The 25,809-nt window shown below is 57.1% G+C and carries 15 protein-coding genes; 3 read left to right on the top strand and 12 right to left on the bottom strand.

Annotated features, from left to right (window positions below; translation table 11 throughout):
• Nucleotides 1-68 precede the first annotated feature (68 nt).
• Nucleotides 69-818, top strand: a complete 750-nt coding sequence (locus OF385_RS06700) for a hypothetical protein (protein ID WP_264277565.1) — start codon at nt 69-71, stop codon at nt 816-818.
• Between the two features lie 209 nt (nt 819-1,027).
• On the opposite strand, the gene OF385_RS06695 is transcribed toward OF385_RS06700, so the two are convergent.
• Both OF385_RS06695 and OF385_RS06690 read right to left on the bottom strand, forming a co-directional pair.
• Nucleotides 1,028-2,815 carry a hypothetical protein gene (locus OF385_RS06695; RefSeq protein ID WP_264277564.1) on the bottom strand — a complete coding sequence of 596 codons (1,788 nt, stop codon included), beginning with the start codon at nt 2,813-2,815 and terminating at the stop codon, nt 1,028-1,030.
• 80 nt (nt 2,816-2,895) lie between these two features.
• Nucleotides 2,896-5,499, bottom strand: a complete 2,604-nt coding sequence (locus OF385_RS06690; RefSeq protein ID WP_264277563.1) for a polysaccharide pyruvyl transferase family protein — start codon at nt 5,497-5,499, stop codon at nt 2,896-2,898.
• 280 nt (nt 5,500-5,779) lie between these two features.
• On the opposite strand from OF385_RS06690, the gene glf reads away from it, so the two are divergent.
• Complete coding sequence (glf, locus tag OF385_RS06685) at nt 5,780-6,952, top strand: UDP-galactopyranose mutase (protein WP_264277562.1); 1,173 nt, start codon at nt 5,780-5,782, stop codon at nt 6,950-6,952.
• A 154-nt stretch (nt 6,953-7,106) separates the two neighbouring features.
• Here glf and OF385_RS06680 read toward each other — a convergent pair whose 3' ends face one another.
• The 6 genes from OF385_RS06680 to OF385_RS06655 form a co-directional block, all read right to left on the bottom strand.
• Nucleotides 7,107-8,123 carry a glycosyltransferase gene (locus OF385_RS06680; protein ID WP_264277561.1) on the bottom strand — a complete coding sequence of 339 codons (1,017 nt, stop codon included), beginning with the start codon at nt 8,121-8,123 and terminating at the stop codon, nt 7,107-7,109.
• 420 nt (nt 8,124-8,543) lie between these two features.
• Nucleotides 8,544-10,139 (bottom strand): phosphoglycerate dehydrogenase, encoded by a 1,596-nt coding sequence (serA, locus tag OF385_RS06675; protein ID WP_264277560.1) that lies wholly within the window; start codon nt 10,137-10,139, stop codon nt 8,544-8,546.
• A 295-nt stretch (nt 10,140-10,434) separates the two neighbouring features.
• Nucleotides 10,435-11,382 (bottom strand): class C sortase, encoded by a 948-nt coding sequence (locus OF385_RS06670; RefSeq protein ID WP_264277559.1) that lies wholly within the window; start codon nt 11,380-11,382, stop codon nt 10,435-10,437.
• 141 nt (nt 11,383-11,523) lie between these two features.
• The gene (locus tag OF385_RS06665; protein WP_264277558.1) at nt 11,524-12,996 is read right to left on the bottom strand and encodes a SpaH/EbpB family LPXTG-anchored major pilin; all 1,473 of its coding nucleotides are present in this window, start codon (nt 12,994-12,996) and stop codon (nt 11,524-11,526) included.
• Between the two features lie 142 nt (nt 12,997-13,138).
• On the bottom strand, nt 13,139-16,564 hold the full coding sequence (locus OF385_RS06660) for a prealbumin-like fold domain-containing protein (protein ID WP_264277557.1): 3,426 nt from the start codon (nt 16,562-16,564) through the stop codon (nt 13,139-13,141).
• A 1,167-nt stretch (nt 16,565-17,731) separates the two neighbouring features.
• Entirely contained in the window at nt 17,732-18,433 is a 702-nt protein-coding gene (locus OF385_RS06655) for a class I SAM-dependent methyltransferase (protein WP_264277556.1), read from the bottom strand.
• Between the two features lie 1,002 nt (nt 18,434-19,435).
• On the opposite strand from OF385_RS06655, the gene OF385_RS06650 reads away from it, so the two are divergent.
• Nucleotides 19,436-20,041, top strand: a complete 606-nt coding sequence (locus OF385_RS06650) for a hypothetical protein (protein ID WP_264277555.1) — start codon at nt 19,436-19,438, stop codon at nt 20,039-20,041.
• Between the two features lie 197 nt (nt 20,042-20,238).
• Here OF385_RS06650 and ilvC read toward each other — a convergent pair whose 3' ends face one another.
• The 4 genes from ilvC to ilvD form a co-directional block, all read right to left on the bottom strand.
• The gene (gene ilvC, locus OF385_RS06645; RefSeq protein ID WP_264277554.1) at nt 20,239-21,270 is read right to left on the bottom strand and encodes a ketol-acid reductoisomerase; all 1,032 of its coding nucleotides are present in this window, start codon (nt 21,268-21,270) and stop codon (nt 20,239-20,241) included.
• Nucleotides 21,271-21,374: 104 nt separating this feature from the next.
• Complete coding sequence (ilvN, locus tag OF385_RS06640) at nt 21,375-21,893, bottom strand: acetolactate synthase small subunit (protein WP_264277553.1); 519 nt, start codon at nt 21,891-21,893, stop codon at nt 21,375-21,377.
• 3 nt (nt 21,894-21,896) lie between these two features.
• Nucleotides 21,897-23,780: an acetolactate synthase large subunit gene (locus tag OF385_RS06635; RefSeq protein WP_264277552.1), complete on the bottom strand. Its 1,884-nt coding sequence runs from the start codon at nt 23,778-23,780 to the stop codon at nt 21,897-21,899.
• A 288-nt stretch (nt 23,781-24,068) separates the two neighbouring features.
• Nucleotides 24,069-25,781 (bottom strand): dihydroxy-acid dehydratase, encoded by a 1,713-nt coding sequence (ilvD, locus tag OF385_RS06630; protein ID WP_413468119.1) that lies wholly within the window; start codon nt 25,779-25,781, stop codon nt 24,069-24,071.
• Nucleotides 25,782-25,809 lie beyond the last annotated feature (28 nt).

Genomic DNA, 25,809 nt, shown 5'->3' with positions numbered 1-25,809 from the left:
CAAATTAAAACTCGTTATGAAAAACGCCCAATAGCATAATAGTCAAAATCAATCCGGAGACAAAACTCGTGAAATTTTTAATTGTCGGAGATTCGCACACACAGTATTTCGGCATTACCAATCAGGTCCGCGCTTTCATGCCGACATTACGTGGTGTGAAAGGAGTAACTAAAGTCGTTAGTGCGTCCACTGTTTCCGGAGTCGGGAAATTAAATTCGACACTTGAGCTGGGCCAAAATATCAAAAAGTGGCAGAATGAAGAGAATCCCGACTACTTGGTATTAAATCTCGGGCAGGTGGACGTAGAGCTCGGTCTGCCGTTCCGACAGTTCGTTCAAGAATCGTCAAAGTCGCCGGAGCAATGGCTCGATTACTTCGTTGAAAGGTATTTCGAGTACATAGAAACTTTGGATCTGCGCGATTCGAAGTTGATTGTCAAAGGTATAAACCTTCCAGTGTTGTGCTACGACTGGAAAAAGGCGATCAAATATATCACTCGGATAGTGACCGAGAGATTCTCGGACTCACCGGATGACAAGCAACGTCGTGAATCTATCATCTCGAGGTTAAACGACAACTACATGTCGGATATTATGCGATCTGATTTAGCGCGAGATTTCAACCAGAAACTTTCAATTCGCTGCGCAGAGACCGGAGTCAATTATTTCGACATTAATGATCATTTGGTAAATAATGTAACCGAAATGATCCATCCAAGATTCATTCCCTCAAAATTCGACCATCATATCGTCGACTCTCTCGAAGTTAGAATGATTCACTGGGATGAGTTACTGTCTACTGCAAGGTCGAATCTGTAAATCTTTATTGTAACTAATTTGGCCTAGGTAATTAGTGTTGACATACGATTATCCAGCAGTGACTTCGCCTGATCATGTTGTTTCAATTTTGGACTAATCGCTCTAGAATGTACTAATCTTCGGTGTTGGTTCTGAAAAGATTTGTCTTCCACAGGAACTCCTAATAGGGGTTCTCATCTAAACCAACACCGAAGATTATTGTCCTAATTCTAATGTTGCCTCTTATGCGTAAGATTCAACTTGTCAGTCCAGTAAGAGTCCGAGGTCAGCTGATCATAGCCATCCCGCCACAACCGGATGTTCTCATCGTAGGCTGAACGCAAACGCATCGTGTTTCGTACCAAACGCAAAGACTCTCGCCAGAACTTTTTCTGATTTCGGCGAACCACGTACGCCGAGGACTGATCAGCGTTGAGATAAGTGATCTCCTTAGCCCCGTAAACCTTCCGGTAGTCATCACGGAAAGGCGATGACAGCGTCAGATTCGAGTCAGCTTCCTTGCCCAGTGGCAACAAGTGACCGTTCAGAGTTGCCAGGAGCAGCCCGCGTGAATAGCGTGGCTTTTCTCCGTGCAGTTCGCTTGGTCGTTCTTGAACTGGCTTCCACGCTTCGTCTTTGGTGAGCGCTTTAAGATCGGCCCGCCGTCGTGCCATATCGGCATGCTTGTCAAAGAACTTCGGTCCACGAAGCACATCCTCAAACGCCAGGTTGATGGCGGAGAGAGTGTCGTAGTGGAACCTCATGACGTTTCGCATGTAGAAGCTGGCCACCATCTGCTGCAGCTCCAACCAAGAACGCTGCTTCTCTGGCAGTGACAAGTGGTGTACCAAGTGGCTGCGGAAGTCCAGGTACCAGGTCATGGGAGATGCCTTGTCGGTAAAGTTTTCCTGGACCGAAGCAACACCTGGCAATGACACGATGTCGAAGTCATTGACTAGCGAGAAACTTACGTCATCACCACGCACGAAGAATGGGAACGGCAGGTGCTGCACCTGATCAATCGGGAAGGCGAAGAACCACCAGCCGGCATACAGATCTTCTGGCGCTGGCGCGGTCGTCTCGTATTCCATGTTGAAGACGGCGTCGCGCGAGCGAAGATCAAGGCCGTGATAACGGGGCTTGCAACCAAGCTCGAATTCAGCGCCGTTTTCCCAGATTTGCCAGCGGTGCGATGCGTTGATCATCGAGCCGGCTACTGCGGTCCGTGGGTCCTTCGCGAAGGCCAGCAGCCACCAAGTGCGTGATAGAGCTTCCATCTGAATGGAAGCGTCATCATCCATGAATAGGCAGTGGGTTGCTCCGATTTCTCGGGCCCGCAGCAAGCCGCGAGTGAAGCCACCGGCGCCACCGAGATTTTCGTTGGCAATGACCCGAACCCCGTCACCGTCATCAACTTTCAGCGAATTGCCGTTATCAACCACAGTCATGCTGATGTGCTCTTTGATCTCGGAAGTTGCGCGGAATTCACGGAAACGAGTGATCGTGTTCTCAACTTCGGCTTCACGCCGGAAAGTCGTTACCGAAAGCATCAGATCCGGCGTGCGTACTGGCGTTGCCGTAGTTGCCCACGCGAAGTCTTCCAGCTCGCCGTCCTTTAGCGCCATCAGGTCGAAGAACAGCAAGGACTCATCAGAGGTCGACTCGTCGATGACCACCGGCTGGCGGTACAGGCCATCGAGGGTGACGACTTCACTGACAATCTTGTGCCATGACTTATGGCGGTCAGCCTGGAAGACATTCAGCTGGTAGCGTCCGTGGCCCTTGAGCTGGAGTTCCAGTGGAAGGTTTCCACAGATCCTTCTCCACTTTCCGTAGTTGAACACGTTGTAGTACGTGCTCGTGGAGAGCAGGCCGCCCGGGGCGAATTCGGCCACGCCTCGGCTGAGCGAGATGCCCACCGGACCGTACACATGAAAGTGCGCTTCCTGCTCCGTCGAGATTCCGGCCTGCAGCCAGATTCCCGGTTGTACGGGGTAGGAGGTGCTTGACTCGGTCATGTCAGGTCCTTCGATCTGTTCCTGTTCAAATGTTGCTGGCATCGTCATACTCTTGCTACGTTCCTAACCGGGTTTACGATCTATGCGTGTCGCTTCAGAATGCTGTCTGCTTCAACTCGCTTGGAGCGAGGAACCAGAACGTTCTTGTCGAAGTTGCCGACAGCCACGAATGCGATGAATACTTCGTTTTCTGGAATATCGACGATGTTCCGGATCTGCTGTTCCTTCTCCACGCCCATGGCGGTGTTCAGCAAGCACGAGCCGAGCTCCATCTGGGTCAGTCCAAGTAGCAGGGACATCATAAACAGTCCCCCGTCAACGAATGGCTGATTGCGTTCTGGAGCGAAGAGGAACGCATCCAGGTCTGCGGTCACCAGCAGCAGCCGAGGCGGTGCCTTGAATCCAAAGAATCCACCCTGCACTTCCAAAAGCTGCTTGATGGTTTCCGGGTCATCAAACTGGTGAACACGTGCACCCTGACGACTGCAGACGGATGGCGACTGCATCGCAATCTGCACGGCGGACGAAATGGCTGCGTCGTCAACTGGAGTATCGACGAACTCCCGTACGCTTCGACGCCCGTACATCACGTCCATGAACGCGCGGTCATCATTCGGAGTCTCTACCGGATCTTCACGGTGATTCGCGGCCGGGAATGCGCCACCCTCGCCTACTCGGCCATTGGCGATGACTTCCAGCGCCTGTGCCGAGAACAGCTTGCGGAATTGCGAGACATCCGTATTGGTTTCCTCGTTGCGGGCAAAGTAGGCCTTCATCACCGAAGCCGAGCTCTGCACGATGGTGTCATTGGTGTCGAGGCCCCGGGTGATCCAGGCATTCATTTCCTTGGCGAGTCCAGGGATGGCGATGCGACCGAAGCCTGGACGGAAGTTGCTGTGGGTCAGGCCCTTTTCAATGGCGTGGGCGTGGAAGAACATGCGGGCACGGATTCCTGTGACGGAATCCGCCGAGCGGCCACGGCTGAATGACCGGACCTGGGATTCGAAGTCATGCAGCGCCAAACGACGTGCTTGCTTCGAGAACCCGTCAACGATGTCGTCATTAGACTTCGCTGGTGTGGCTGGGGCGGCTGGTGCCTTGGGCTTGATATCCGTAATGGAGATCTCATGAACCTGGGCGCCGGCCTGGGGACCGGTGAAGTGCAGGGCACCGAGCATGATCTGGCTCAGGCCGGCTTCAGCTACCGAGAACTCGAATTCATCGGTGCGCAGGTTGCCGGAAGCCTCGGCGACGTCTGCCTTGCCGATGACCTTGAACGTACCGGACTGCGGATTGCGCAGGTGTACGTTGATGCTATTGGTCTTGGTGGTTGGAGCCCACTGGATCTTCAGGCGCTTGCGGGAGCCAAGCGTCAATGGTTCTGGCAGATCAGTCCAGACATGCTTTCCGCGCAGGTCCTTATCCTTCCCGACGCTCAGTGATACGCCGTCTTTGCCCTTGGTGATAGCCCAGATGTCGCTATTTGCCGAGAAATCAAGATCAAGCGTGTGGCTCTGCACCGAGGCGCTTGCAGCGTCATTCACGGCCTTGCCATTGTCAAGGGCAGCTGATGATTTGACCGCCGGGTCCAGTGCCGCGTTCAACCATTCGAGGGAAGTCTTGCGGCCACTCTGGATGTAGTTGCGCGCCTTGGTGAAATCGATATCCAGTGAGACATTGTCATTGGCGTTGATGGTCTCGGTGGTATCGCTCTCGTAGACGCGGCGGGTGTCACCGAAGCCGAGGGACGACAGAAGGTTCTTGAACCGGTCGGCGCCACGCTTGTTGTTGTAGATCGAGGAGAATGGCTTCTCGAAGATGACCGAGAATGCGCTTCCATGGAAGCTGTCGGTGATCACGTAGCTGGAATCCTTGTAACCACGCAGGAAGTTTTCCGGCGAATCGCTCTCGATAATTTCTGCGCGTGGTTCGTCAGCCCAGATCTCCTTGGCAGCTGTGCGTCCCTCATCCGGATTGCAGATCACCAGGATCCTTTCCAGTCCAGTCTTTTCGAGAATGGCCAGTGCCGTGGATTTCTTCTCTGGAGTTGGATCCAGGAAGAAGACGGCCATGTACTGGCCTACTGGAGAGATCGTTGCCTTCGCAGCTAGCTCGCTGTAGTGGTTCTGGTCCAGCAGGAACACTGGGTCAACAACCAGCTCTGCTTTGGCACCGAAGATGTTGCGAGCGGTATCAATTCCGTAGTTTTCTCGAACCGAGATGGCTTTGAACTTCTGCAGGTTCTGGGCGTGCTTGGCTATGAATTCTGGCTTGAACTTCTCGGTTCCGCGATTACCGAACGACGTGCCATAGGCTACGCGGTTGCGGTCTGGAGCCACGAAGTCCAGGAAGAGATCATCGTTGACGCGGCCGATGAGCGGGTTCCACAGCTGGTCGCTTCCGACAACAAAAGTATCTGCCAGCTCATTGAGCTTTCCGAGCTGCGAGTAATGCATCTGCTCGGTGTACTGGTAACCGGTTCGGCGAGCGAAATCCATAGACAGGATGTCGTCTGGCCAACGCACTCGGAAGCCGTTGTAGCCCAGTGGTTCATGAACCATAAGTACCGAACGTCCGAGATTTTCGATGGCGCGATTCAGACCGTAGTAAGTCAGAATTGATCCGTAATTTTTGCCGTACCACCATCCGAGGACGGCTACATCATACTTGTTCTTCGGATCCACCAAGGGGAAATTCCTCATTCCTTGTCTTACGCATCATGCATTAACTAGCGCGCAACCGGCGAGCGGTTCCGCGGGGTTGCCCTTTCGTCCCTAGAAGAACGGGGCACTGCTACGACGGGCCGATATCAGGCGAATTGCTGGTCGCGAGTAACTACGCTATCAATAAATCAATTCCACGACCTTTGAAATTCCTTGATATAGCTATTTGTTAGAGCGAAATACACCTTCCGTTAACGTTCAATACGGTAGCCGGTTACTGCGCAATGAATAGATAGCATCTATGGATACAGAATTATTAGTTGTCGGGTCCGGTTTCTTTGGTCTAACGATTGCAGAACGGGCTGCCGATGCAGGTCTCAAGGTCACCGTCATCGACAGGCGCTCGCACATTGGCGGAAACGCCTACAGCGAAGCAGAACCAGAGACCGGCATCGAAGTTCACCGATACGGAGCCCACCTCTTCCACACCTCGAATGAACGAGTCTGGGAGTACGTGAATCGCTTCACCAGCTTCACCAATTACGAACACCGCGTTTACTCGACGCATAACAACCAGACCTTTGCTCTCCCTGTAAATCTGCACACTATCAACCAGTTCTTCAATGCCGCATACACCCCTGACGAGGCACGAGCCGTGGTCAAAGAACAGGCAGGGGAATTCGAGGTAGACAGCGCCAAGAATTTCTACGAGAAGGGCATCGCCCTCGTAGGTCGCCCGTTGTTCGAGGCCTTCTTCGCTCACTACACCGCTAAGCAGTGGCAGACCTCCCCCGAAAAGCTCTCGGGAGATATCGTTAGCCGGCTCCCGGTGCGCTACAACTACGACAATCGTTACTTCAATGACAAGTACGAGGGGTTGCCGGTTGACGGCTACACCGCCTGGATCGAGCGGATGGCAGAGCACCCAAACATCACCGTTCAGCTGAACACCGACTTCTTCGATACCAGCCAGCCCTTCAACAAGGAAGCCTTGGTTGGCAAGATGCCAATTGTCTACACCGGTCCAATCGACCGCTACTTCGACTACAGCGAAGGCAACTTGTCCTGGCGCACCTTGGACTTTGAAGAAGAAGTTTTGAACGTAGGCGATTACCAGGGCACCCCGGTGATGAACTATCCGGATGCCGATGTGGAATTCACCCGAATCCATGAGTTCAAGCATTTCCACCCGGAACGCAAGGACAGCTACCCTACGGACAAGACCGTCATCATGCGCGAGTTCTCGCGCTTCGCTGAACGCGACGACGAGCCTTATTACCCGGTGAATACTCCTGAGGACCGCACTGGCCTGCTGGCCTACCGTGAGCTCGCCAAGAAGGAAGAGAACGTCTTCTTCGGCGGCCGCCTGGGCACCTACCAGTATCTGGATATGCACATGGCCATCGGTTCAGCGCTATCGATGTGGGATAACCAGATCTCGCAGATTGCCCTGGGCCTGAAGGTCTCGCAGTAACGCACCGAAAAGTGGCAGCGTTCGCATCCGCGAACGCTGCCACTTTTCTTGCATGAGCTGCTTCTGACAGATTGTTTTCCTGGCTACTGCGCGAGGATCAACCTGGACGTCGGTGCCCTTAGGGCGTCCGATACTGACTCTCAAACGCAGTTCTTCAGTTGTGCTGTTGATGCTGGTTTTGCGGGTGGGCTTCCAACGGAGCCATGGGCTCCCAAGTCTTGTCCATGGCGATCTGGTGGCCATCGCGGATTCCCCTAAAGAGGTTCGACGTGCCTCGAATTGTCTTTTCCACCAAGAGCAGCCGCAGGATTTCCTTGCCGAACGTCAGAGCCGTGCCCAGGGCGAATGCCCCTGGATGCCACATGCCGTGCGCACGATAGTACTGCTTGAGTATCGCGCGGTTGCGCATAATGTAGTAACGGTAAGGATCGCTCGACGCATTGAAATGGCGGATGCCCAAATCGAGCTGGCGGATGTCCCGCGTGCGTCGAAGAACGAATTCATTGACAATAACCGCAGTCGTGATTCTTGAGGCCAGCCAGCCGTAGAGCTGATCATCCCAGTAGATGAAGAAGCGGGGATCAGGGAGTCCGATTCGACGTATTACATCGCGATGGATAAACATTCCCTCGAAACAGCCTGAGTTCATCTCCCGATAGCCAGTGGCATCAAAGTCGCTGGGTGCGAACGGAATGGGGATGGCAAGCTTGTCTGAGATTCGATATTGCCAATAGAATTCGCTGCCATCGTAGTCATAGCGTCGCCCTTGGATGACTTTGAAACGCTGCGACCAGTGGCCGAGGCGACCCAGTCCATTGGGTATGACCTCAACGTCGTCGTCCATCATCCAGATCCAAGTGGCACCAATTTCATAGGCGGTCTTGACTCCGGTGTGGAATCCACCGGCTCCGCCGGTATTTGTTGCCAGCTTCTTATAAATGACTTTTGCATCGAGTTCAGCTTCGTGTTTTTCGACAATCTCGTGCGTATCGTCGGCGGAGGCATTGTCGATGATAACTACATGACCGGGCGCTGGATCCATCACTTGGATACTAGTCAGGAGTCGATCAAGGAGATGCGATCGGTTGTAAGTAACGATCACAATAGCAGTGTCCGACGGCTCGAAACTCGCCTCGACGGTTTCCGTTTCGTCTCTTGATTCTTCCCTCATATCGAATCAAGTTTATCTCAATAAAAAGACGTCAGCTAATTTACTAACCACTTCTGATTAGTGAATACCTAAATTCAATCTTTTGTTTACCTGCAATTTACCTTGCGATTCCCGTGAATTCATATAGCAGATAGTCGCTAATGCCAGGTCCCCATGCCGCACGTTTCGAGTCGTCAGGCAACAAGCAGATGTCGGGCGTCGATACCTTGCTCGAGGGATACACAGGAGAACATGCAATCATCAAGTGGAAGACTATCTGTGTGCCGCTCTCGTTCCGCACTCCCCCGCCTATAGATAAAGCTACCCGCTGACGCGGGTAGCTTTATCTATAGATCAGTAGTTCAGGACCTGGCCGGCCAGTTCAGGAACCTGTCCCGGATCCTGTCTCAAGGCAAGCATGCTGAACAGGTAGCTTCGTGATCAGTCCTCGAGGTTGATCTCGCGAGCAACGCTGGCGCCGATGGCGGCGCCAACCACGTCGAGTACGCCAGCAGGGAGCGCCGAGTCAATGCTGATGACCGCCAGGGCTTCGGACTTCTTCTCATCGCGGGAAACCTGCATCCCGGCAATATTCACGCCCTGCTCGCCCAGAACGTTGCCCAGGGAGCCAACGACGCCTGGACGGTCGGCGTAACGAACGACGATCATGTGATCAGAGATTGGGATTTCAATTTCGTGACCGTTGATGCCAACAAGCTTTTCAATCTGCTTTGGACCGGTCAGGGTGCCAGCCACGGCAAGCTGAGTGCCTTCGTTGGTTGAGCCCTTGATGGTCAGCTGGTTGCGGAATTCCGGCGAATCCGGGGTGGTGATCAAACGCGTGGCCACGCCTCGCTGTTCTGCAAGAACTGGAGCGTTGACGTAGGAGACCTGCTCCGAGACGACATCCATGAACACACCCTTGAGCGCCGAGAGCTCCAATGCCTTGACATCAAGCTCAGCGATTTCGCCGGCGACCTCAACGTCAATGCTGGTCAACGATCCAACAGCCAATGCGTTGAAGATGCGACCCAGCTTTTCAATCAGCGGGATGCCTGGGCGCACATTCTCATCGATGACGCCACCGGCCACGTTGACTGCATCCGGCACCAATTCGCCCGACAATGCCAGTCGAACGGACTTGGCGACGGATACGCCGGCCTTTTCCTGAGCTTCATCGGTGGAGGCACCGAGGTGCGGAGTGACGGTAACGTTGTCGAATTCGAAGAATGGGAGATCGGTGCTTGGCTCCTTGACGAAAACGTCAATTCCGGCGCCGGCGATCTCCTTGTTCTTCAGTGCTTCATACAGAGCGGCCTCATCCACCAGGCCACCGCGGGCAACGTTGACCACGTAAGCGGTGTCCTTCATCTTGCTGAAGGCGTCCTTGCCCAGCATGCCCAGGGTCTCCGGGGTCTTTGGCATGTGGATGGTGATGAAATCGGCCTGCTCCAGAAGCTCGTCCAGGGTCAGCAGGGTGACACCAAGCTGAGCCGCGCGTGCTGGGGTGACGTATGGATCATAGGCGACGATTTCCATGCCGAAGCCCTGCAAGCGAGCCGCGACCAACGCGCCGATGCGGCCCAGGCCGATGATGCCGGCCTTCTTCTCGAACAGCTCTACACCGGTGAAGGAGCTACGCTTCCATTCGCCGTTCTTCAGCGAGGCATTCGCGGCCGGGATGCGACGGGCCAGCGATACGATGTGGCCGACGGTCAGCTCGGCTGCGGAGATGATGTTGGAGGTCGGAGCATTGACCACCATGACACCAGCCTGGGTCGCGGACTTGATGTCCACGTTGTCCAGGCCAACGCCTGCACGGGCGATGACCTTGAGGTTCTTGGCCGCTGCAATTGCCTCGGCATCTACCTGGGTGGCAGAGCGGACAAGGATTGCATCGACATCGGCAATGGCGGCGAGGAGCTGAGAGCGGTCCGCCCCGTCAGTCTGACGAATTTCAAAGTCGGGGCCGAGGGCAGCAACTGTCGCTGGGGAAAGTTGTTCGGCCAGAAGTACGATGGGCTTGTTGTCAGACACGGGTGTGGCACCTTTGCGATTTCATAGGGCTGATGCTTGCATATTGGCGATCGTTGATAGCCGCCAACATGTTCTAGCCTAGCGCCGGACGCCGGTGGATCCCGTCGAATTCGTGCATATTACGCGCCTCTCGCGTCACTTTGTGAAAACTTTCACTAAAGGTCTAGAATACCCGTATTCCGCGCTATGGGCGGTGCTTCACGAGGCCCGGGATCAGCCAGTTGCCCGGTGTAACAAGTTCCGTGGCGCACGGTCTTCGACCACGGCCACCGTAGCTGGTTTCCCCGCAATCTATCTACCCTGCTTCGCCGCTAGCCTCAGAATTCTTGTTGCGCTTCGCCGCCAACGCGCGCCCTGCCTGCCAGATGAACAGGCCGCAGAACGAGGCGACTCCTCCGAGGATCACCATCCACCATGGGAAGCCTGGCAGATGCGGGGCTTCACGTGCTGCTATTTCATCACCAATTGGCGTAGGTGTGACTCGCACCGCATTAACCAGGATGCGATGGCTATTAATTCCCAGAGGAGTACAGGTCACCAACGTAATCATGTCTTCACCGGGCACTGGCAGGATCGATTGCGTCTCTTCAGGATCGATCACCAGCATTTCAGAGACCCGGTAGGTGAGCACCTGATCAAGCAGTGACACCGTGAAAGTATCGCCGATTTCCGCATCATCCAGATGCGTGAAAAGTGTTGCCTCTGGCAAGCCGCGGTGGGCGGTCAGCACGGATCTTGTGTCAGTGCCTCCTACCGGCAACGAGGTTCCTTCAAGGTGGCCTATTCCACGCTCCAGGGTTTCCATGGAGGTCCCGTGATAGATGGGCAGATCGATCTCCAGGCGTTCGTACAGCAATCGGCCCATGAAGCCGCTGCCACCGGTGTTCAAAAGCTGCTCATAGTCATAGCCGGCAATCCGCTGCCCGGTCTCTCCATGCGCAATATTCTCGTTGGAACGGTACACCGCGCCGCTGTTGAGCGCCTGGTTGTATTCCTGGGCCTGGGCCAGGGCCATGTCCCATTCTTGCTCCTCCTGCTGGCCCCCCTCGCCCAAGGATTCAAGAGCGGTGCCGGTGACCCGGGACTGCTCCTTTTGCGAGAACCAGGCAGCCGTTGAGGGGTACATGAAGACCAGAACCCCGGCAAGCATCAGCAGAGCCGCGATGCTTTCCATCCACGGCCAGGCCCACCGTTTCCTTTCGGCCGGCCGGTTGGCTCGGCGGCTAGCGGTTTGGGTACTCACGAGTTGCCCCCCCTGGAAAGAAGTGACACCGGCTGCCGCCGGGGATCAATGCTGCTTGCTTGCTGGCGTGCCGAAGGCGGCGGCTCCCCCAAGAAACCACCGCCATCGGCCTGCTGCTAATGACTCAGCAATCCGCGATGCCTATGCATCGTGCTGGTGATGCCGGCGACGGGCCAGGAACATCACTGCAGCGCCAACTGCAATAATGGCCAAACCGCCAATCGTCATCATGATGGTGCCCTGGGCACCGGTCAGCGGCAGATCCGGTCCGTCCTTCTTGCTGTTGACTACGGTCAATTCAAGAGGGGCGCCATTATTGGTGGTAATGGTCACCGGATTGTCAATCTGCGTTGCCACGTGGCCAGCAGGGACCACTGTCTCGTAGACGCAGTACTCAGCTTCCGGAGCGGCCTGTTCTTCATTGAAGTTCCCGATGAACAATCCCAGTGGGCTGACAGCGCCGTCTCCCCACTTCACCACGCCGCTCGCATCAGATTCACCGACGGCCACGGCCCCGCTCTGTGGTGCGTCCGCCGGGCAGGTAGCACCATCGGCCAGATCAAAGACCTGGAACTCCGCTCCGGCCAGCATCAGCGGCGTTGCGGAATCATCAGTCTTCAGGATGCTCAATTGGCCCCAGTAGGTGAATGGAACCTGCGTGCCTGGAACTTCGGTGCCATTGAAGTTGCTGCGGTAGTCCGGGTTGGGAATGATGCCGTTGCCCACCGCAGTGACCGTGGTGTCGAAGCTGATGGTCAGCTCTTCACCCATATGGGCATCGAGAATTGCTTTACCGGCGTCGGTGAAGGTCCAGACCGCGTTGCCAGTGACGTTGTAATGAACTTCATCTTGCAGCGTTACGCCGCCAACCGAGGCCTGAGTGGAGCCCTCGACGTAGTCCAGCCGGCTATCCAAGTCATCGGTAATGACGGCCGTGTTGAACTTTTCGCCATTGTTCAGCGTTGGAACCGGGACGCTCATCGTCCAGGTCACGTCACTGCCCACGACCAAGTTGGAAGGATCCTCGTCGATGGTTTTTGTCGGAGCCTCCATCAGCTGGTTCTTCGGATCAGCAACGACATCATAGTTCCAGCCGCTTCCGGTATCGCCCTGCGAGGTCGGGATGGATACGTAGAAGTCTGGAACCTTGGAGACAATGTTGTTGTCTCCCGGGTCGGTTTCCTGGACGAAGTAGATTCCCAGATCCAAGGCGAACTCGGTTTGCCCATCTACCGTCGTCTGCACAGCAGGGGTTCCCGTCGTGCAGTATGGGTCTGTCGGCGCTGCTGGCGCCGAGGCAAACAAGCCATCGAGCCCGTCCCACTGGGCTGCATCGGTCAGATCGATGGCTTCACAAACACCGCCAACGAGAGTGCCAACCTGTGTCACGGTGAATTCGACACCGTCCAACAAGTTGTCAGGATCAGGGGTTTCCCCCTCGCCAACTGGTGCACCAGAGTACTTGTTGATGGTCAAGGTGCCTTCAGTTGGCGCATTTGGCTGGTCGGGACCAACTGCTGCCAAAGCCGGGGCCCCCAAAGCCATCATTCCGCCCGCCACCAGGGTGGCAGCTCCCAAGGCTGCTGCTCCACGCCACATAAGTGGTTTCTTCACGGTCATGATTCTCCGTCTTTCTCTCTTGCCATATCCGGTTGTGGGTATGGCATTTTTAATTGGTCCCCAAAGTACGAGTAGATAGGGCCAAAACTTGTAGGAATTTGACGCGTCGGGCGATCGGCGCCCACCGCCAGATCGATTAGCTGGATGAGCTGTGGCGGCGACGCCACTTCATCAGCCAGTAGGCGACTGCACCCATCGCGGCTACCGATCCGCCGAGCAGGAAGTACAGGTCGCTTCCCAACCCACCGGTCAGCGGCAGCATCGGTGATTCACGGCGAAGGTTTTCGATGCCTGCCAGGTCGACCACCAGGTCTCCGTCGATGATTTCGAAGGCCAGCGGATCCGCCATCGGGTAGTAGCCTGCCGGAGCCTTGGTTTCCTTCAGCTCGTAGTTGCCCCATGGAAGGTGGACCACAGTGAATTGCCCGCCTGCTGGATCCCGGTCGGCACCGGTGCAATCCGGGGATTCAGCGGCAATGCAGTCTTCGATGGCCATTGGCGCCCCGTCGTTGAAGTCGTCGGGTCCGCTCAGTTCCCATTCGGATTGCGCCAAGGCGTCGCCTGCTTCATCCGTCTTGGCCCAGTTCACCGTGCCCAGGATTGGATGCTCGGTGCACTCGGTGACCTCCGGATCACAAGTGCCAGGTGGTTCTTCGCCATCCGGAATCAGGAAGTTGGCAGCCACGCCGTTTCCGAAATCTTCGGTCTTGATGGTCACCGCGTAGGTCACGGTCACAGTGTCCTGGGCTGCGACTTCACCGATGAGCGCAATCTTGCCGTTCGTGATGGATGCTGTCAGACCTTCACCCTGCACCTGCAGGGAGTCATTGTTATAGGTGGCGTCATCCAGAACATCGGTGAGCCAGTCACTGTAATTGACCTCCGCTGGGACGCCGCCATCATTGGTGAAGGTGAGCGTGTAATTCACGATGCTGCCCGGCGCGACATATGATCCAGACACCGGGTCCGAAACCTTGTCCACGGTCAGGTCTGCCGGCAGGCAACCAGTCACCGTGACGCTGTCTTGATCCAGAGCCGTTTCCGGGTCATCCCCGAAGAGCTGGGCGATGTTGGTGAATTCATTGCACAGGTTGTCACTTTGCTCGTAGGCCCAGGAGACCTCGTAGCTCCGTGGTGGCGGGACAACGCCTTCCTGGTAGGTAATCGTCCATGCTGGATCGAAATCGTGGTGATCATCGAGTACGGTCACGGTTTCGTTGCGCTTGGTGATGTCCCAGTCTCCGGCTGCGTAGGTCGTTGCGGTGTGCGCGCCCTGACCACTCCTTGTTGACGCCGCGACGGCATCCCACGTGACGATGGCGCCCGAGGTCCCCGAGTAGTTCGGTTGCGCATCCACGGTGCACTCGTAGGAGAAGTCCAAAGTGGCAGATGAAGGGATCACGGCTTGGAACCCTTCGAGCTCAACGTCGCCATCGGTAGCTGTGATTGTGCAGATCGAAGTGCTCAAGCCACTGAAGGTCGGCTGTGCAATATGCACTTGCACGTCTTGCCAATTATTGGGGTTGTTCACCGAAACGGTGCCGTTGATCGTCCAGGCCCGGTCCACGGGGGTTCCCGGGGTGACGGTCACTTCGTATTCAGCGGCAGCCTTCCCCTCCTGGTCAAAGACCAGCGGCTCTTCGCTCAACAGGTTCTTGTCGATGTCCCAGAGGTATTCCCGTTCCAGGCTCAAGTCGAGGCTGCTGGAGACCAGCAGATCTGCACCCGAGCAGAGCGTGACCTGGGTTGAATCGTTCACCTCTGGAATTTCCTCGACCGACGCGGTGTTGCTGAATTCCGTGCACGTACCAGGCTCGCCCTGATGCTCCAGGGTGTACGAGCGGCTCAGATTCTCCTCCGGGTCTCCCCATGTGATCATCCATCCGTTTTCGTCTTCACCTGGCGCCGCGAAATCATGCTGATCGTCAAGGACCGTGATTGTCTTATTGATCTCGGTGACGACGTAGTCGAACTCTTCGGTATCAGATACCGAGCCTGTTCCCGCGTTGGCTGGATCGTCTAATTGCGCCTGGGTCTGCGGATAGTCGCCCAAGTCCCACGTCACCGTGACTTCGTTGCTGCCGGTCAGCTCTGCAGGTTCCTCCTCCGACGTGCATTCGTACCCGAAGGTCGACTCCCCCGCGGGGAGTTCCACCTGCAAGCCAGCGGTGTCGGCGTCCATGTCGGTCGCGCTGATAATGCAGGCAGTACCATCGGCGAGTTCATCCTCCAGCGTCGCCACCATGGGCCGGTCATTCGGATTATCCACGGTGATCTCGCCGCTGACCAGCACGTCACGCACAATGCGCTGCAATGGTTCCACAGCTACCGAGTAGTCGAAGTCCACTGCAGTGTCCCCGGCGGTCGGTACCCTCTCTCCGTCGACGTCTTCACCGGCAACAGCAACGGATTTGTCGATGTCCCACGTGTATTCAACTTCGTAGCCGCCGGCAGCCGACTTTTCTACGGTCAGCGGCTGGTACGGCTTGGGATCCACGAAGGTGACCTTGTACGTGCCGTAGGCGCTGGCGGTCACGCTTTTCGTGCGGTCCGCAGGAGCTGGCAAGAGGTAGCCTTGTGGCGCGACGGTTTCCTCGATAGACAGTGGGCCAGCAAAGTAGTTCGTCCGCAACTTGATAACGCCATTGGCAGATCCATCAGCATCGTTGCTGCTGCCGTCGGCCACGGTCAAAGACCCGGTTCCGGTCAAAGGATTAGGCGTGATCCGGAAAGTTGCACCTGATACCAGCTCACCGGCCTCATTGCGCTTTTCTATGTCGATATCCGCACAGCGTGGGGGGATCGACACCGGAGCTTGAACGCGGTCCTCCAAATCAGGATTTCCGCTATTCGATGCACGGCTGCGGATATTGATCTGGGTGAAAGTCCCCCGGGTACAGGTGGGGTTCTGGTTCAGGGCGGTCAGGTTGAACGAGGCTTCCATGAACGTGCGGGCGGGATACCCTTCGCTTGCGGCCGCGTTTGACTCGCCTTCAATGGAGTTCGTTGGCCTCGGCTTTTCCACCCATGCACCATTGGTCCACTCTTGGTAGCCGTTGATTTCGAAAGCGCCGTTGCCACCCTGGCCGATGCTCAGCATGATGTCGCCGTTGGTGCGGATTGGAACGAGTTGCCCTGCCGGAGCGCTGACCTGATTGAGTTCGACGCGATACCCAACGCTTCCGGTGCCGTCTTGGCGGGTAATGGCCAGGTAGAAGTACTGGTTGCCGTCAACCACCTGATTGTAAGTGAAGACGTCGCCAATATCGGCCTTGCCTGATGCTGAAGCGCTGGATGACACCCAGGTTGCGGGGTCGTTTTCCTTCCCACCGAGCTGCGTACTGTCTTTGAATCCGTCGTTCGTGATCCGTGGTGTCACGCTGGACCAGTCCGCTGATCCTGTCCCGTTCAAGGCCTTGTTGCCATCAATTTCAAAGCCGCCCACAACGGCAGCTGGGGCCAAGAGCTGAAGTCCGAGCTCCTTGGCGGACTCGCTCTCAGGGGCTTCGCTCGAAGCGGTGGGCTCTGATTCTTTTGCTGTTGGCGTTGAGTCAGATTTCATGGCAGCAGTTCGCTCAGAAGACTTCAGTGTTTTCTTGCTGGCATTCCCTTCCGTTGCTTCCGGTGCCGCAGAGCTGGGTGCCACAGATTTCACTGGCTTTGGTTGAGTTTCCGGCCGAGCGCTCGGTTCTTGCGTTTCGACCGGGACCGTGGACTCTTCAGGCTGTGCAGTGGCTGGTGCAGAATCTGCTTCCGTTGGCTGATCAGTCGGCGCGCCTGTTTTGGCCAGCCTCGTGGAATCAGGAGTCGGTAACCCGGTATTTTCATTCGGTAGCGTCGACAACGTTGTTGTCGGTTCATCAGTTTTGATCGCCGGTTCGACCGCTTGATTCGTTGGGTCAGTGGTGGCCGCGGATACAGCCCCGCCAATGAACATCGTTGCGACTACCGCTGAAATGGCGCCCATCGACAAAATCGAACGCAGAGTGCGTCGCCAACGACGCGGCCCCATATTCCGCAGTTGCCGTGCAATACGGCTCCTGCGATTTTCCGGGCGCGAGCCACCTGTAAATTTGCCAGTCACTGACTTCCCCAATACCCCAGTGAGACGTCACCGTTGGTAGTCGAAACCGGCAAATCTGTATAACGCTAATTCGCGTCTATCTACCCAAATCAAGACGCGAAAAATTCCCCAAGTTTCGACACCAGGCGAGTTCCCCAACTCTTAGTGCGTGTGTCTGATCACAGCTTATCCCTCAAAAGAGCAAACTGTCCATTGAAATAAATCTAATTCTGAAAATTTTCGTTTAATGCACAACGAGTGGTGTTCCCGCAATCGTGAAAGTTCGCTTGATCTGGATTTTATTGGCATTCGCAGGAATCACATTTATTGCTATTTTCTGTGATTCAACCTTACTCATCGGTAGTTAATCGAGGAATTCCGCCCCGGCCCGGAAGCACCGTGGCTGAACACTGATCCATGGCATGCTTTTGGCACGTGGTTGTATCTTGAGAAACTGGACTCGCCCCCAGAAGATTCAACGCGCGAGCTTCACAATGCCGGGATCCCGCCCCCTTGTACTGGGAAAGTGGCACGACGCCAGCACGCAAACAGCACTGTTAAGCCTTTGAAAACCGGCGCTCCGACCATATGCCACATCCCTGCTCGTCAGACTGTCGGAAGTCCGCTCGGCGACACCATCAGATCTCCAACACGGTGGATCATCGGTCACTCGGAGCTCAGCGAGAAAAAGAGAAAACTTAAGAATGCATCTCTTTCACGGAGCGGTTGGGGAACGACTTCTACGGGCGCATTCTTGTCATAGGGCGGTTCCCAAACACGTTGCACCCGAAAGCCAGCCGAGATCAGGGCAGCCATGGTCTCATGCAACGGTCGATGCCAATAAGTCAACGTTGCGGATCGGCCATCAAGGGTGACTTCATCGGTGTAGCGAGTCAACTGGAAATAGTCCTCACCTCGATGGTTGAACGGATAGAGAATCGGATGATTGACCGACATGATCAGCCGCCCTCCAGGCTTGAGCACACGGCGCACTTCGTCCAGCGCAAGCGTCCAGTCTTGTAGGTAGTGAAAGACCAGGGAGGCAACCGCGTCATCAAAGGAGTCATCCTCGTACGGGAGCTTTTCCCCTAGCGTCGCCACGCACAGCTCCGCCTGGTCTCCCAGGCGTCGTCGAGCCAGTTCAATCATGGCTGAACTGGTATCAAACCCTGCAACCAACGCACCTCGCTTGACCAGTTGCTCTGCCAGCGGCCCCGTGCCGCAGCCTATGTCCAGAATTCGCCGTCCCGCTACGTCTCCCGCGAGGGCTAACATGGCTGGACGTTCGTAGTAGGCATTGAGCAAACTGGTTTCGTTTTCCCTCGCATATGCTTCGGCGAATTCGTCGTAGTCGCTGACGTGCGTCATTACCCGCTCCTCTATTAGTGTTGGGCTGATCCTAGCAATCCGACCATTGAGCTTCGTGACGAACACCAAAGAATGTCCTGTTGCTCGAACTAGTATTTACGTCACCGTGTATCAGCCGTCGGGGGTCTCTACAGCCGTCGGGGACTTTTTGCAGTTCAAGCATCCGTTCGCGCAATCTGCTCGTCTGAGTTTTTATAGATCCCGTTCTGAATCGTGCCGGGTAGCGTTAGACGCCGAACCCATTGGCATGCATATGCGGAATCTTGCCTCATCCGATTCAACGTGGCCTAGGTGCCCTGCCGTCTGCTGCCTTGAGGCACTACGGCTACTTGGCCAAGACGATCACGGACGATGCGCCCAAATCCGGTCAATCGCATGGCCTATGCGATGGCTGGCCGCCTTAGTGCCCTATCGTGAGGTACAGCGAAAATCGAGCCTGCCAAGTTCGAATTGATCAGGGACCGATGGGCATAGCTCGGAATGAAAAGATGGCGAAGCTTGCAGCAGATGCCTAGGACACTACCTTCATGCTGGATCGACGGTGCTGGGATTGAATTTTCGTTACCCTTGGGCGCAAGAGAGCTGCGTCGAAGAATCGCGTCGCCAGCAAGCCAGCGACGGGAGATGGCGATAGCAGGGACCAACGGGGATGCCTGCCGTCCACGTGCGAGCTTGGCGAGCCAGAATGCGTGCCAACAGGAAAGCTGCGTAGATCGCTTCATCAGCACCGCTAGCCCTAGTCGGGCCGCATCGCCTAGGCACGTGCCCCCTGGCCGCTTTCAACTCAGGAAGTTCCTCTGTGCGGGCGGAAAACATGCACGGTGGAGCAGGACGAGAAGAGCATTGGTGTCCGCGTATCCGCGGTGGCAATCCGAGGCCAACACCGCCCACACCACGCTGCGTCATTTCATCGTGATTTGCGCGCGGGATAAGCCCATTCCCACATTAGAATCAATACTGGAACATTCAAGTTCTAACTCGCCCTACGAATGATGAGGAAATATGAAGAACATCGTTCGGCGCTCGCTCGCTGTCATCGCGGCCTGCGCCCTCGCCTTTTCAGGCGTTTCAGTTGCTTCGGCAACCCCTCTGCCAGCCTCGACGCCATCCATCGGCATTGTCGCCGCCAAGAAGGCGCCAGCAGTGTCCATCAAGAAGATCGGCACCAAAACTGTCAAGGGCAATGCCAAGGCCACGATCAAGCCCAGCTACTCCAAAGCCAAAAACGTGCAGGTCAAGTCGGCACTCCTGAAGGTCACCAAGGGCAAGAAGACGCTGGCGAAGAACAAGAAGTCGGTCAAGCTGGCCGCCGGTACGTACAAGGTCACCACGACGGTCAAGTACAAATACAAGGGCAAAACGTCATCACTGTCGAAGACCCAGACCTTGCAGGTGAAGAAGGCTTCGACCAAGCGCTCGGTGAAGATGAGCGGCAAGTCCTACAACTGCCCGTCAGGATTCCCGGTCAAGGGAAACCGCACTGGTAGCAAGAAGGAATGGAAGTACCATGTTCCTGGTGGCTCCTACTACAGCCGCACCAAGCCAGAAGAGTGCTTCAAGACCACGTCAGACGCCCGCAAAGCAGGTTACCGCGCGTCCAAGCGCTAATCAACGGCGGTCAAGCGGCCCCTTGCGATAGACCGCGCTGCAAGCATGCCCGGCTTTGTCCAGATTAGGACAAGGCCGGGCATGCTTTTTGTTCAGTTTTCCGCTACCTGACAACGCAAAGGCCCGGTGCGCATCCCGCCGAACTGGGAATGCAAACCGGGCCTAGGCACTGACGCTACGGCCAGCGGGAATCCTGCTTAGCGGGCGACGGAGCCGTCCACGTAGTCATCCGAGGATGCTTCCGAGATCCAGGAGAACAGCGAGCGCAGTTCGCGGCCGGTGGTCTCGATTGGGTGTGCTTCGCCCTTGGCGCGCAGTTCCTTGAACTCTGGAGCGCCGGCCTTCTGGTCATCCATGAAGCGCTTTGCGAAAGCGCCGGACTGGATGTCGCCCAGAACAGCCTTCATGTTTTCCTTCACCTCTGGGGTGATAACACGTGGGCCGGAAACGTAGTCGCCGTACTCAGCGGTGTCGGAGATGGACCAGCGCTGCTTGGCGATGCCACCTTCCCACATCAGGTCAACGATCAGCTTCAGCTCGTGCAGCACCTCGAAGTAGGCGATCTCTGGCTTGTAGCCAGCTTCGGTCAGGACTTCGAAGCCGTACTGGACCAGCTGCGAGGTGCCGCCGCAGAGAACAGCCTGCTCGCCGAACAGGTCGGTTTCGGTCTCTTCGGTGAAGGTGGTCTCGATGACGCCGGCGCGGGTGCCGCCGATGCCTGCAGCGTAGGACAGTGCCAGTTCCTTGGCGCCGCCGGTGAAGTTCTGCTCCACAGCGATCAGGTCAGGGATGCCACGGCCAGCTTCGAATTCGCGGCGTACGGTGTGGCCTGGAGCCTTAGGCGCAACCAGGGCAACGTCAACGTTGGCTGGTGGCTGGATGAAGCCGAAGCGGATGTTGAAGCCGTGGCCGAAGAACAGGGCGTTGCCCTCTTCCAGGTGCTCGGCGATCGACTCGGTGTACACCTGGGCCTGGACCTGGTCCGGGGTCAGGATCATGATGACGTCGGCCCAGGCAGCAGCCTCGGCCACGGTGGAAACCTTCAGGCCCTCGGCTTCGGCCTTGGCGCGGGACTTGGAGCCCTCGGCCAGGCCGACAACAACCTCGACACCCGAGTCGCGCAGGCTCAGTGCGTGTGCGTGGCCCTGGGAACCGTAGCCGATGATGGCTACCTTCTTGCCCTGGATGATTGAGAGGTCTGCGTCGTCTTCGTAATACAGATCAGCCACTGTAGTTCTCCTTATTTGTTCTCTGGCTTTCTAGCTCAATTTCTAAGCTAGATGCCAAGTATCTGAAATTTGTAGTTCGTGTCCGTAGAAGTCTTCTACGTCCTTTATGCGCTCAGCGTCTTCAGGGCCCGGTCGCTCATCGACTTGGCGCCGCGGCCCACCGCGAGCGTTCCGGACTGGACGATTTCTCGAATGCCGAATGGTTCCAGCACCGCCAGCAACGCGTCGATCTTTGCCGCGTTGCCGGTGGCCTCGACCACCAGCGAGTCGGTGGACACATCGATGACGGAGGCACGGAAGAGCTCCGCGGCCTGGGTCACCTGCAGACGGGTCGCCGCGTCGGCGCGCACCTTGATCATGATGTGGTCGCGCTGCACCGAGGTTTCCGGAAGCAGCTCGACGATCTTGATGACGTTGATCAGCTTATTGAGCTGCTTGGTCACCTGCTCCAGGGAATCCCCCTCGGCGTCGACCACCACGGTCATGCGGCTGATGCCCTCGATTTCGGTGGGGCCCACTGCCAGCGAGTGGATGTTGAAAGCACGGCGGGCGAAGAGGCTGGCTACTCGGGTCAGTACGCCGGGGACGTCTTCAACCAGTACCGAAAGCGTATGCTTTGCCATGTTCTAGTCCTCCTCTTCCCATTCTGGGGTCATGCCCTTGGCAATCTGAATCTCGTCATTGCTCACGCCCGATGGGACCATTGGCCAGACCATCGAATCTGCCGAGACAACGAAGTCGATCACCACTGGGCGGTCATTGATCTCCAGCGCCTTCTGGATCGTGGCATCGATGTCCTCGTCGCGTTCGCAGCGCAATCCCACACAGCCGTAGGCGTCGGCCAGCTTCACGAAGTCGGGAACGCGCGCGGTTCCGTGGCCGGTATTCAAATCGGTGTTCGAGTACCGGGAATCGTAGAACAGGGTCTGCCACTGGCGGACCATGCCCAGCGAGGAGTTGTTGATGACTGCGACCTTGATCGGAATATTGTTGATCACGCAGGTGGCCAACTCCTGGTTGGTCATCTGGAAGCAGCCGTCGCCATCGATGGCCCAGACCACGCGGTCCGGCTGTGCGACCTTGGCGCCCATGGCGGCAGGGACCGAGTATCCCATGGTGCCCAGGCCGGCCGAGTTCAGCCACGAGCGCGGACGCTCGTACTTGACGAACTGGGCCGCCCACATCTGGTGCTGGCCCACGCCGGCAACATAGACGCCTTCAGGACCGGTGAGCTCGCCGATGCGCTGGATCACGTGCTGCGGCGCCGAGAGGCCATCGTGGGTCTCGGTGTAGCCGATCGGGTAGGTCTCGCGCAGGCGGTTGAGCAAGCCCCACCAGCTGGAAAGATCCTGCTGCGGCTCGTTCTCGAAGCGGGTTGCGCAGGCTTCCTGCAGCTGCGGGATGATTTCATCCAGCGAGCCCACAATCGGCACGTCGGCAACGCGGTTCTTGGATATTTCCGCGGGGTCGATATCGGCGTGGATCACCTTCGCGTTCGGCGCGAAGGAGGAGAGCACGCCCGTGACTCGGTCATCGAAGCGGGCACCAAGGGTGATCAACAGGTCCGACTGCTGCAATGCGGTCACTGCAGACACGGCGCCGTGCATGCCTGGCATGCCCACGTGCTGTTCGTGCGAATCCGGGAAGGCACCGCGGGCGGTCAGGGTGGTGACCACCGGCGCGTTGATGTATTCCGCGAATTCCTTGAGCTGTTCGTGGGCGTTGGCCTTGATCACGCCACCACCGACGTACAGCACCGGACGGGTTGCCCCGGCGATCAGCTTGGCGGCTTCGCGAAGCTGCTTGTTGTGGCCACGGGTCACGACTCGGTAGCCGGGCAGATCCACCTTTGGCGGCCAGGAGAAGGTCATTTCGGACTGCTGGGCATCTTTGGTGATATCCACCAGCACCGGACCGGGTCGACCGGTCTGGGCGAGGTAGAAGGCACTTGCCAGTGTCTTCGGAATGTCTTCTGCGTTGGTGACCAAGAAAGCGTGCTTGGTAATCGGCATAGTGATGCCGACAATGTCTGCTTCCTGGAATGCGTCAGAGCCAATGAATGCGCTATTGACCTGACCGGTGATTGCCACCATTGGTACCGAGTCCATATTGGCATCGGCCAGTGCGGTGACGAGGTTGGTTGCGCCTGGTCCGGAGGTGGCGATGCATACGCCAACCTCCCCGCTCACCATGGCGAAACCCTGTGCGGCATGGCCGGCACCCTGTTCATGGCGGACCAAGACATGGTTGATCTTGGTCGAATCCATCAGTGGATCATAGGTGGGAAGGATGGCCCCACCTGGTAATCCGAAGACGTCTTTGACGCCTAGTTCTTCCAGCGAGCGGACGATGGCTTGTGAGCCCGTCATCTGTGTGGGAGCAACGATATTATTCGGACCCTGTACCGGGTTCGAAGCTTCCACAACGGAAGAGACAGCGGCGGCGGCATCCTTAGATCGATTGATTGACTTCGCAACCGACGCCGGATTGGCGGGTGTTGAGCTGCTCATCGGGATCCTTTCCATTTCTATCTCTTCATTTGCGCATAAAAAACGCCCCGCGGCCGTCACGACTGACGAAAGGGGGCTTGCGCGTTACCGATGTTCTGTTCGCTTAGTGCGACAGCGTCTCAGGCTCCGCGCCTGATAACTAGTAGAACATCGAAGTTTGTTTGCATGTCTCTAGTTTTCTCTACCCAAGGATAAAGTTCAACTAGACACCCCGTTCATCTCATTATATGAGATGGATGTCCATTCAGTGGACGTGTTTCCACGTCCACTGAAAGGACGCAAGCCTCGCTAGCCGCAATAAGCCCCAGTCGAAGCGGAATTCACCAATTTGGCATACTTGGCCAGCACACCCGAGGTGAACTTGGCTGGCAACGGCGTCCACCCCGCCTTCCGGGCTTCAAGCTCGGCCGGCTCAACCAGCAGGTCGAAAGTCCTCGCCGGGATGTCCACGCGAATCCGATCGCCGTCCCTGACGAAGGCAATGGGGCCACCGTCCACGGCTTCCGGGGCTACGTGCCCGATGCACAGTCCGGTCGTACCGCCGGAGAAGCGGCCATCGGTCAGCAGCAGCACGTCCTTGCCCAGGCCTGCGCCCTTGATGGCGCCGGTGATGGCCAGCATTTCGCGCATCCCGGGACCGCCCTTCGGGCCCTCGTAGCGAATGACCACCACGTCCCCGGCCTTGATCCGCCCGGCGTCCAAGGCTTCGAGCGCGCCTTGTTCGCGTTCGAAGACCCGCGCGGCGCCTTCGAAGACATCCGCGTCGAATCCGGCAGATTTCACCACGGCGCCTTCCGGTGCCAGGGTGCCGTGGAGCACCGTGACTCCTCCGGTCTTGTGGATCGGGTTATCCATGGCGCGAAGGATCTTCCCGTCAGGATCCGGCGGTGCAATCTGCGCCAGGTTCTCGGCGACCGTCTTGCCGGTCACCGTCAAGCAGTCGCCATGAAGCAGCCCGGCATCGAGCAGGGCTTTCATGACCACGGGCACGCCGCCAATGCGGTCCAGGTCGTTCATGACGTAGCGGCCGAATGGCTTGAGGTCCGCCAGGTGCGGCACCTTGTCGCCGATGCGGTTGAAGTCGCTGAGCGAAAGATCGACCTCGGCCTCGCGGGCGATGGCCAGCAGATGCAAGACGGCGTTGGTGGAACCGCCAAAGGCCATGGTCACTGCGATGGCGTTTTCGAAAGCTTGTTTGGTCATGATGTCCCGGGCGCGAATCCCCTGGCGCAGCATTTCCACCACGGCTTCTCCCGAACGGTGCGCGAACATGTCCCGGCGCCGGTCAGCTGAGGGCGGTGCGGCGGACCCGGGAAGGCTCATCCCCAGCGCTTCGCCGATGGAGGCCATGGTGTTCGCCGTGTACATGCCGCCGCATGCGCCTTCGCCCGGGCAGATGGCGCGCTCGATGGCATCGAGGTCCTTTTCGCTCATGCGCCCCGCGGCGCAGGCGCCCACGGCCTCGAAGGCGTCGATGAGCGTGACGTCCTTTTCCGTTCCGTCTTCCAGCTTCACCCATCCTGGCATGATGGATCCGGCGTACAGGAAGACCGAGGACAAGTTCAGCCGCGCCGCGGCCATGAGCATGCCCGGAAGGGACTTGTCGCAACCGGCCAGCAGCACCGATCCGTCAAGCCGTTCGGCCATCATGACAGTCTCCACCGAATCGGCAATGACTTCCCTGGAAACCAGGGAGAAGTGCATGCCCTCATGCCCCATGGAAATGCCATCGGAAACGGAGATCGTGCCGAATTGCATCGGGAAGCCCCCGCCTGCGTGGACGCCTTCCTTGGCGCCCTGCGCGAGGCGGTTCAACGAGAGATTGCAGGGAGTGATTTCGTTCCATGAACTGGCAATGCCAATTTGGGGTTTCGCGAAGTCATCATCGCCCATGCCGACGGCCCGCAGCATACCGCGCGCCGGAGCGGCGTGGATACCATCGGTGACCACACGGGAACGTGGTTTGATATCTGGCGTAGCATCCTGGCTCATAAATTCCATTCTAGTCGTCAATATGACCAATCAGGGA

This window comes from Glutamicibacter sp. JL.03c (assembly GCF_025854375.1).
Lineage (GTDB): Bacteria > Actinomycetota > Actinomycetes > Actinomycetales > Micrococcaceae > Glutamicibacter.
This window is presented reverse-complemented; position numbering and strand designations above follow the sequence as displayed.

What these genes read in the sequence shown, in the direction of transcription:
- ilvD (WP_413468119.1), bottom strand. Translation starts at nt 25,781, where the DNA reads ATGGAATTTATGAGCCAGGATGCTACGCCAGATATCAAACCACGTTCC.
- OF385_RS06655 (WP_264277556.1), bottom strand. Translation starts at nt 18,433, where the DNA reads ATGACGCACGTCAGCGACTACGACGAATTCGCCGAAGCATATGCGAGG.
- ilvN (WP_264277553.1), bottom strand. Translation starts at nt 21,893, where the DNA reads ATGGCAAAGCATACGCTTTCGGTACTGGTTGAAGACGTCCCCGGCGTA.
- OF385_RS06660 (WP_264277557.1), bottom strand. Translation starts at nt 16,564, where the DNA reads ATGAAATCTGACTCAACGCCAACAGCAAAAGAATCAGAGCCCACCGCT.
- glf (WP_264277562.1), top strand. Translation starts at nt 5,780, where the DNA reads ATGGATACAGAATTATTAGTTGTCGGGTCCGGTTTCTTTGGTCTAACG.
- OF385_RS06680 (WP_264277561.1), bottom strand. Translation starts at nt 8,123, where the DNA reads ATGAGGGAAGAATCAAGAGACGAAACGGAAACCGTCGAGGCGAGTTTC.
- OF385_RS06650 (WP_264277555.1), top strand. Translation starts at nt 19,436, where the DNA reads ATGAAGAACATCGTTCGGCGCTCGCTCGCTGTCATCGCGGCCTGCGCC.
- OF385_RS06635 (WP_264277552.1), bottom strand. Translation starts at nt 23,780, where the DNA reads ATGAGCAGCTCAACACCCGCCAATCCGGCGTCGGTTGCGAAGTCAATC.
- OF385_RS06695 (WP_264277564.1), bottom strand. Translation starts at nt 2,815, where the DNA reads ATGACCGAGTCAAGCACCTCCTACCCCGTACAACCGGGAATCTGGCTG.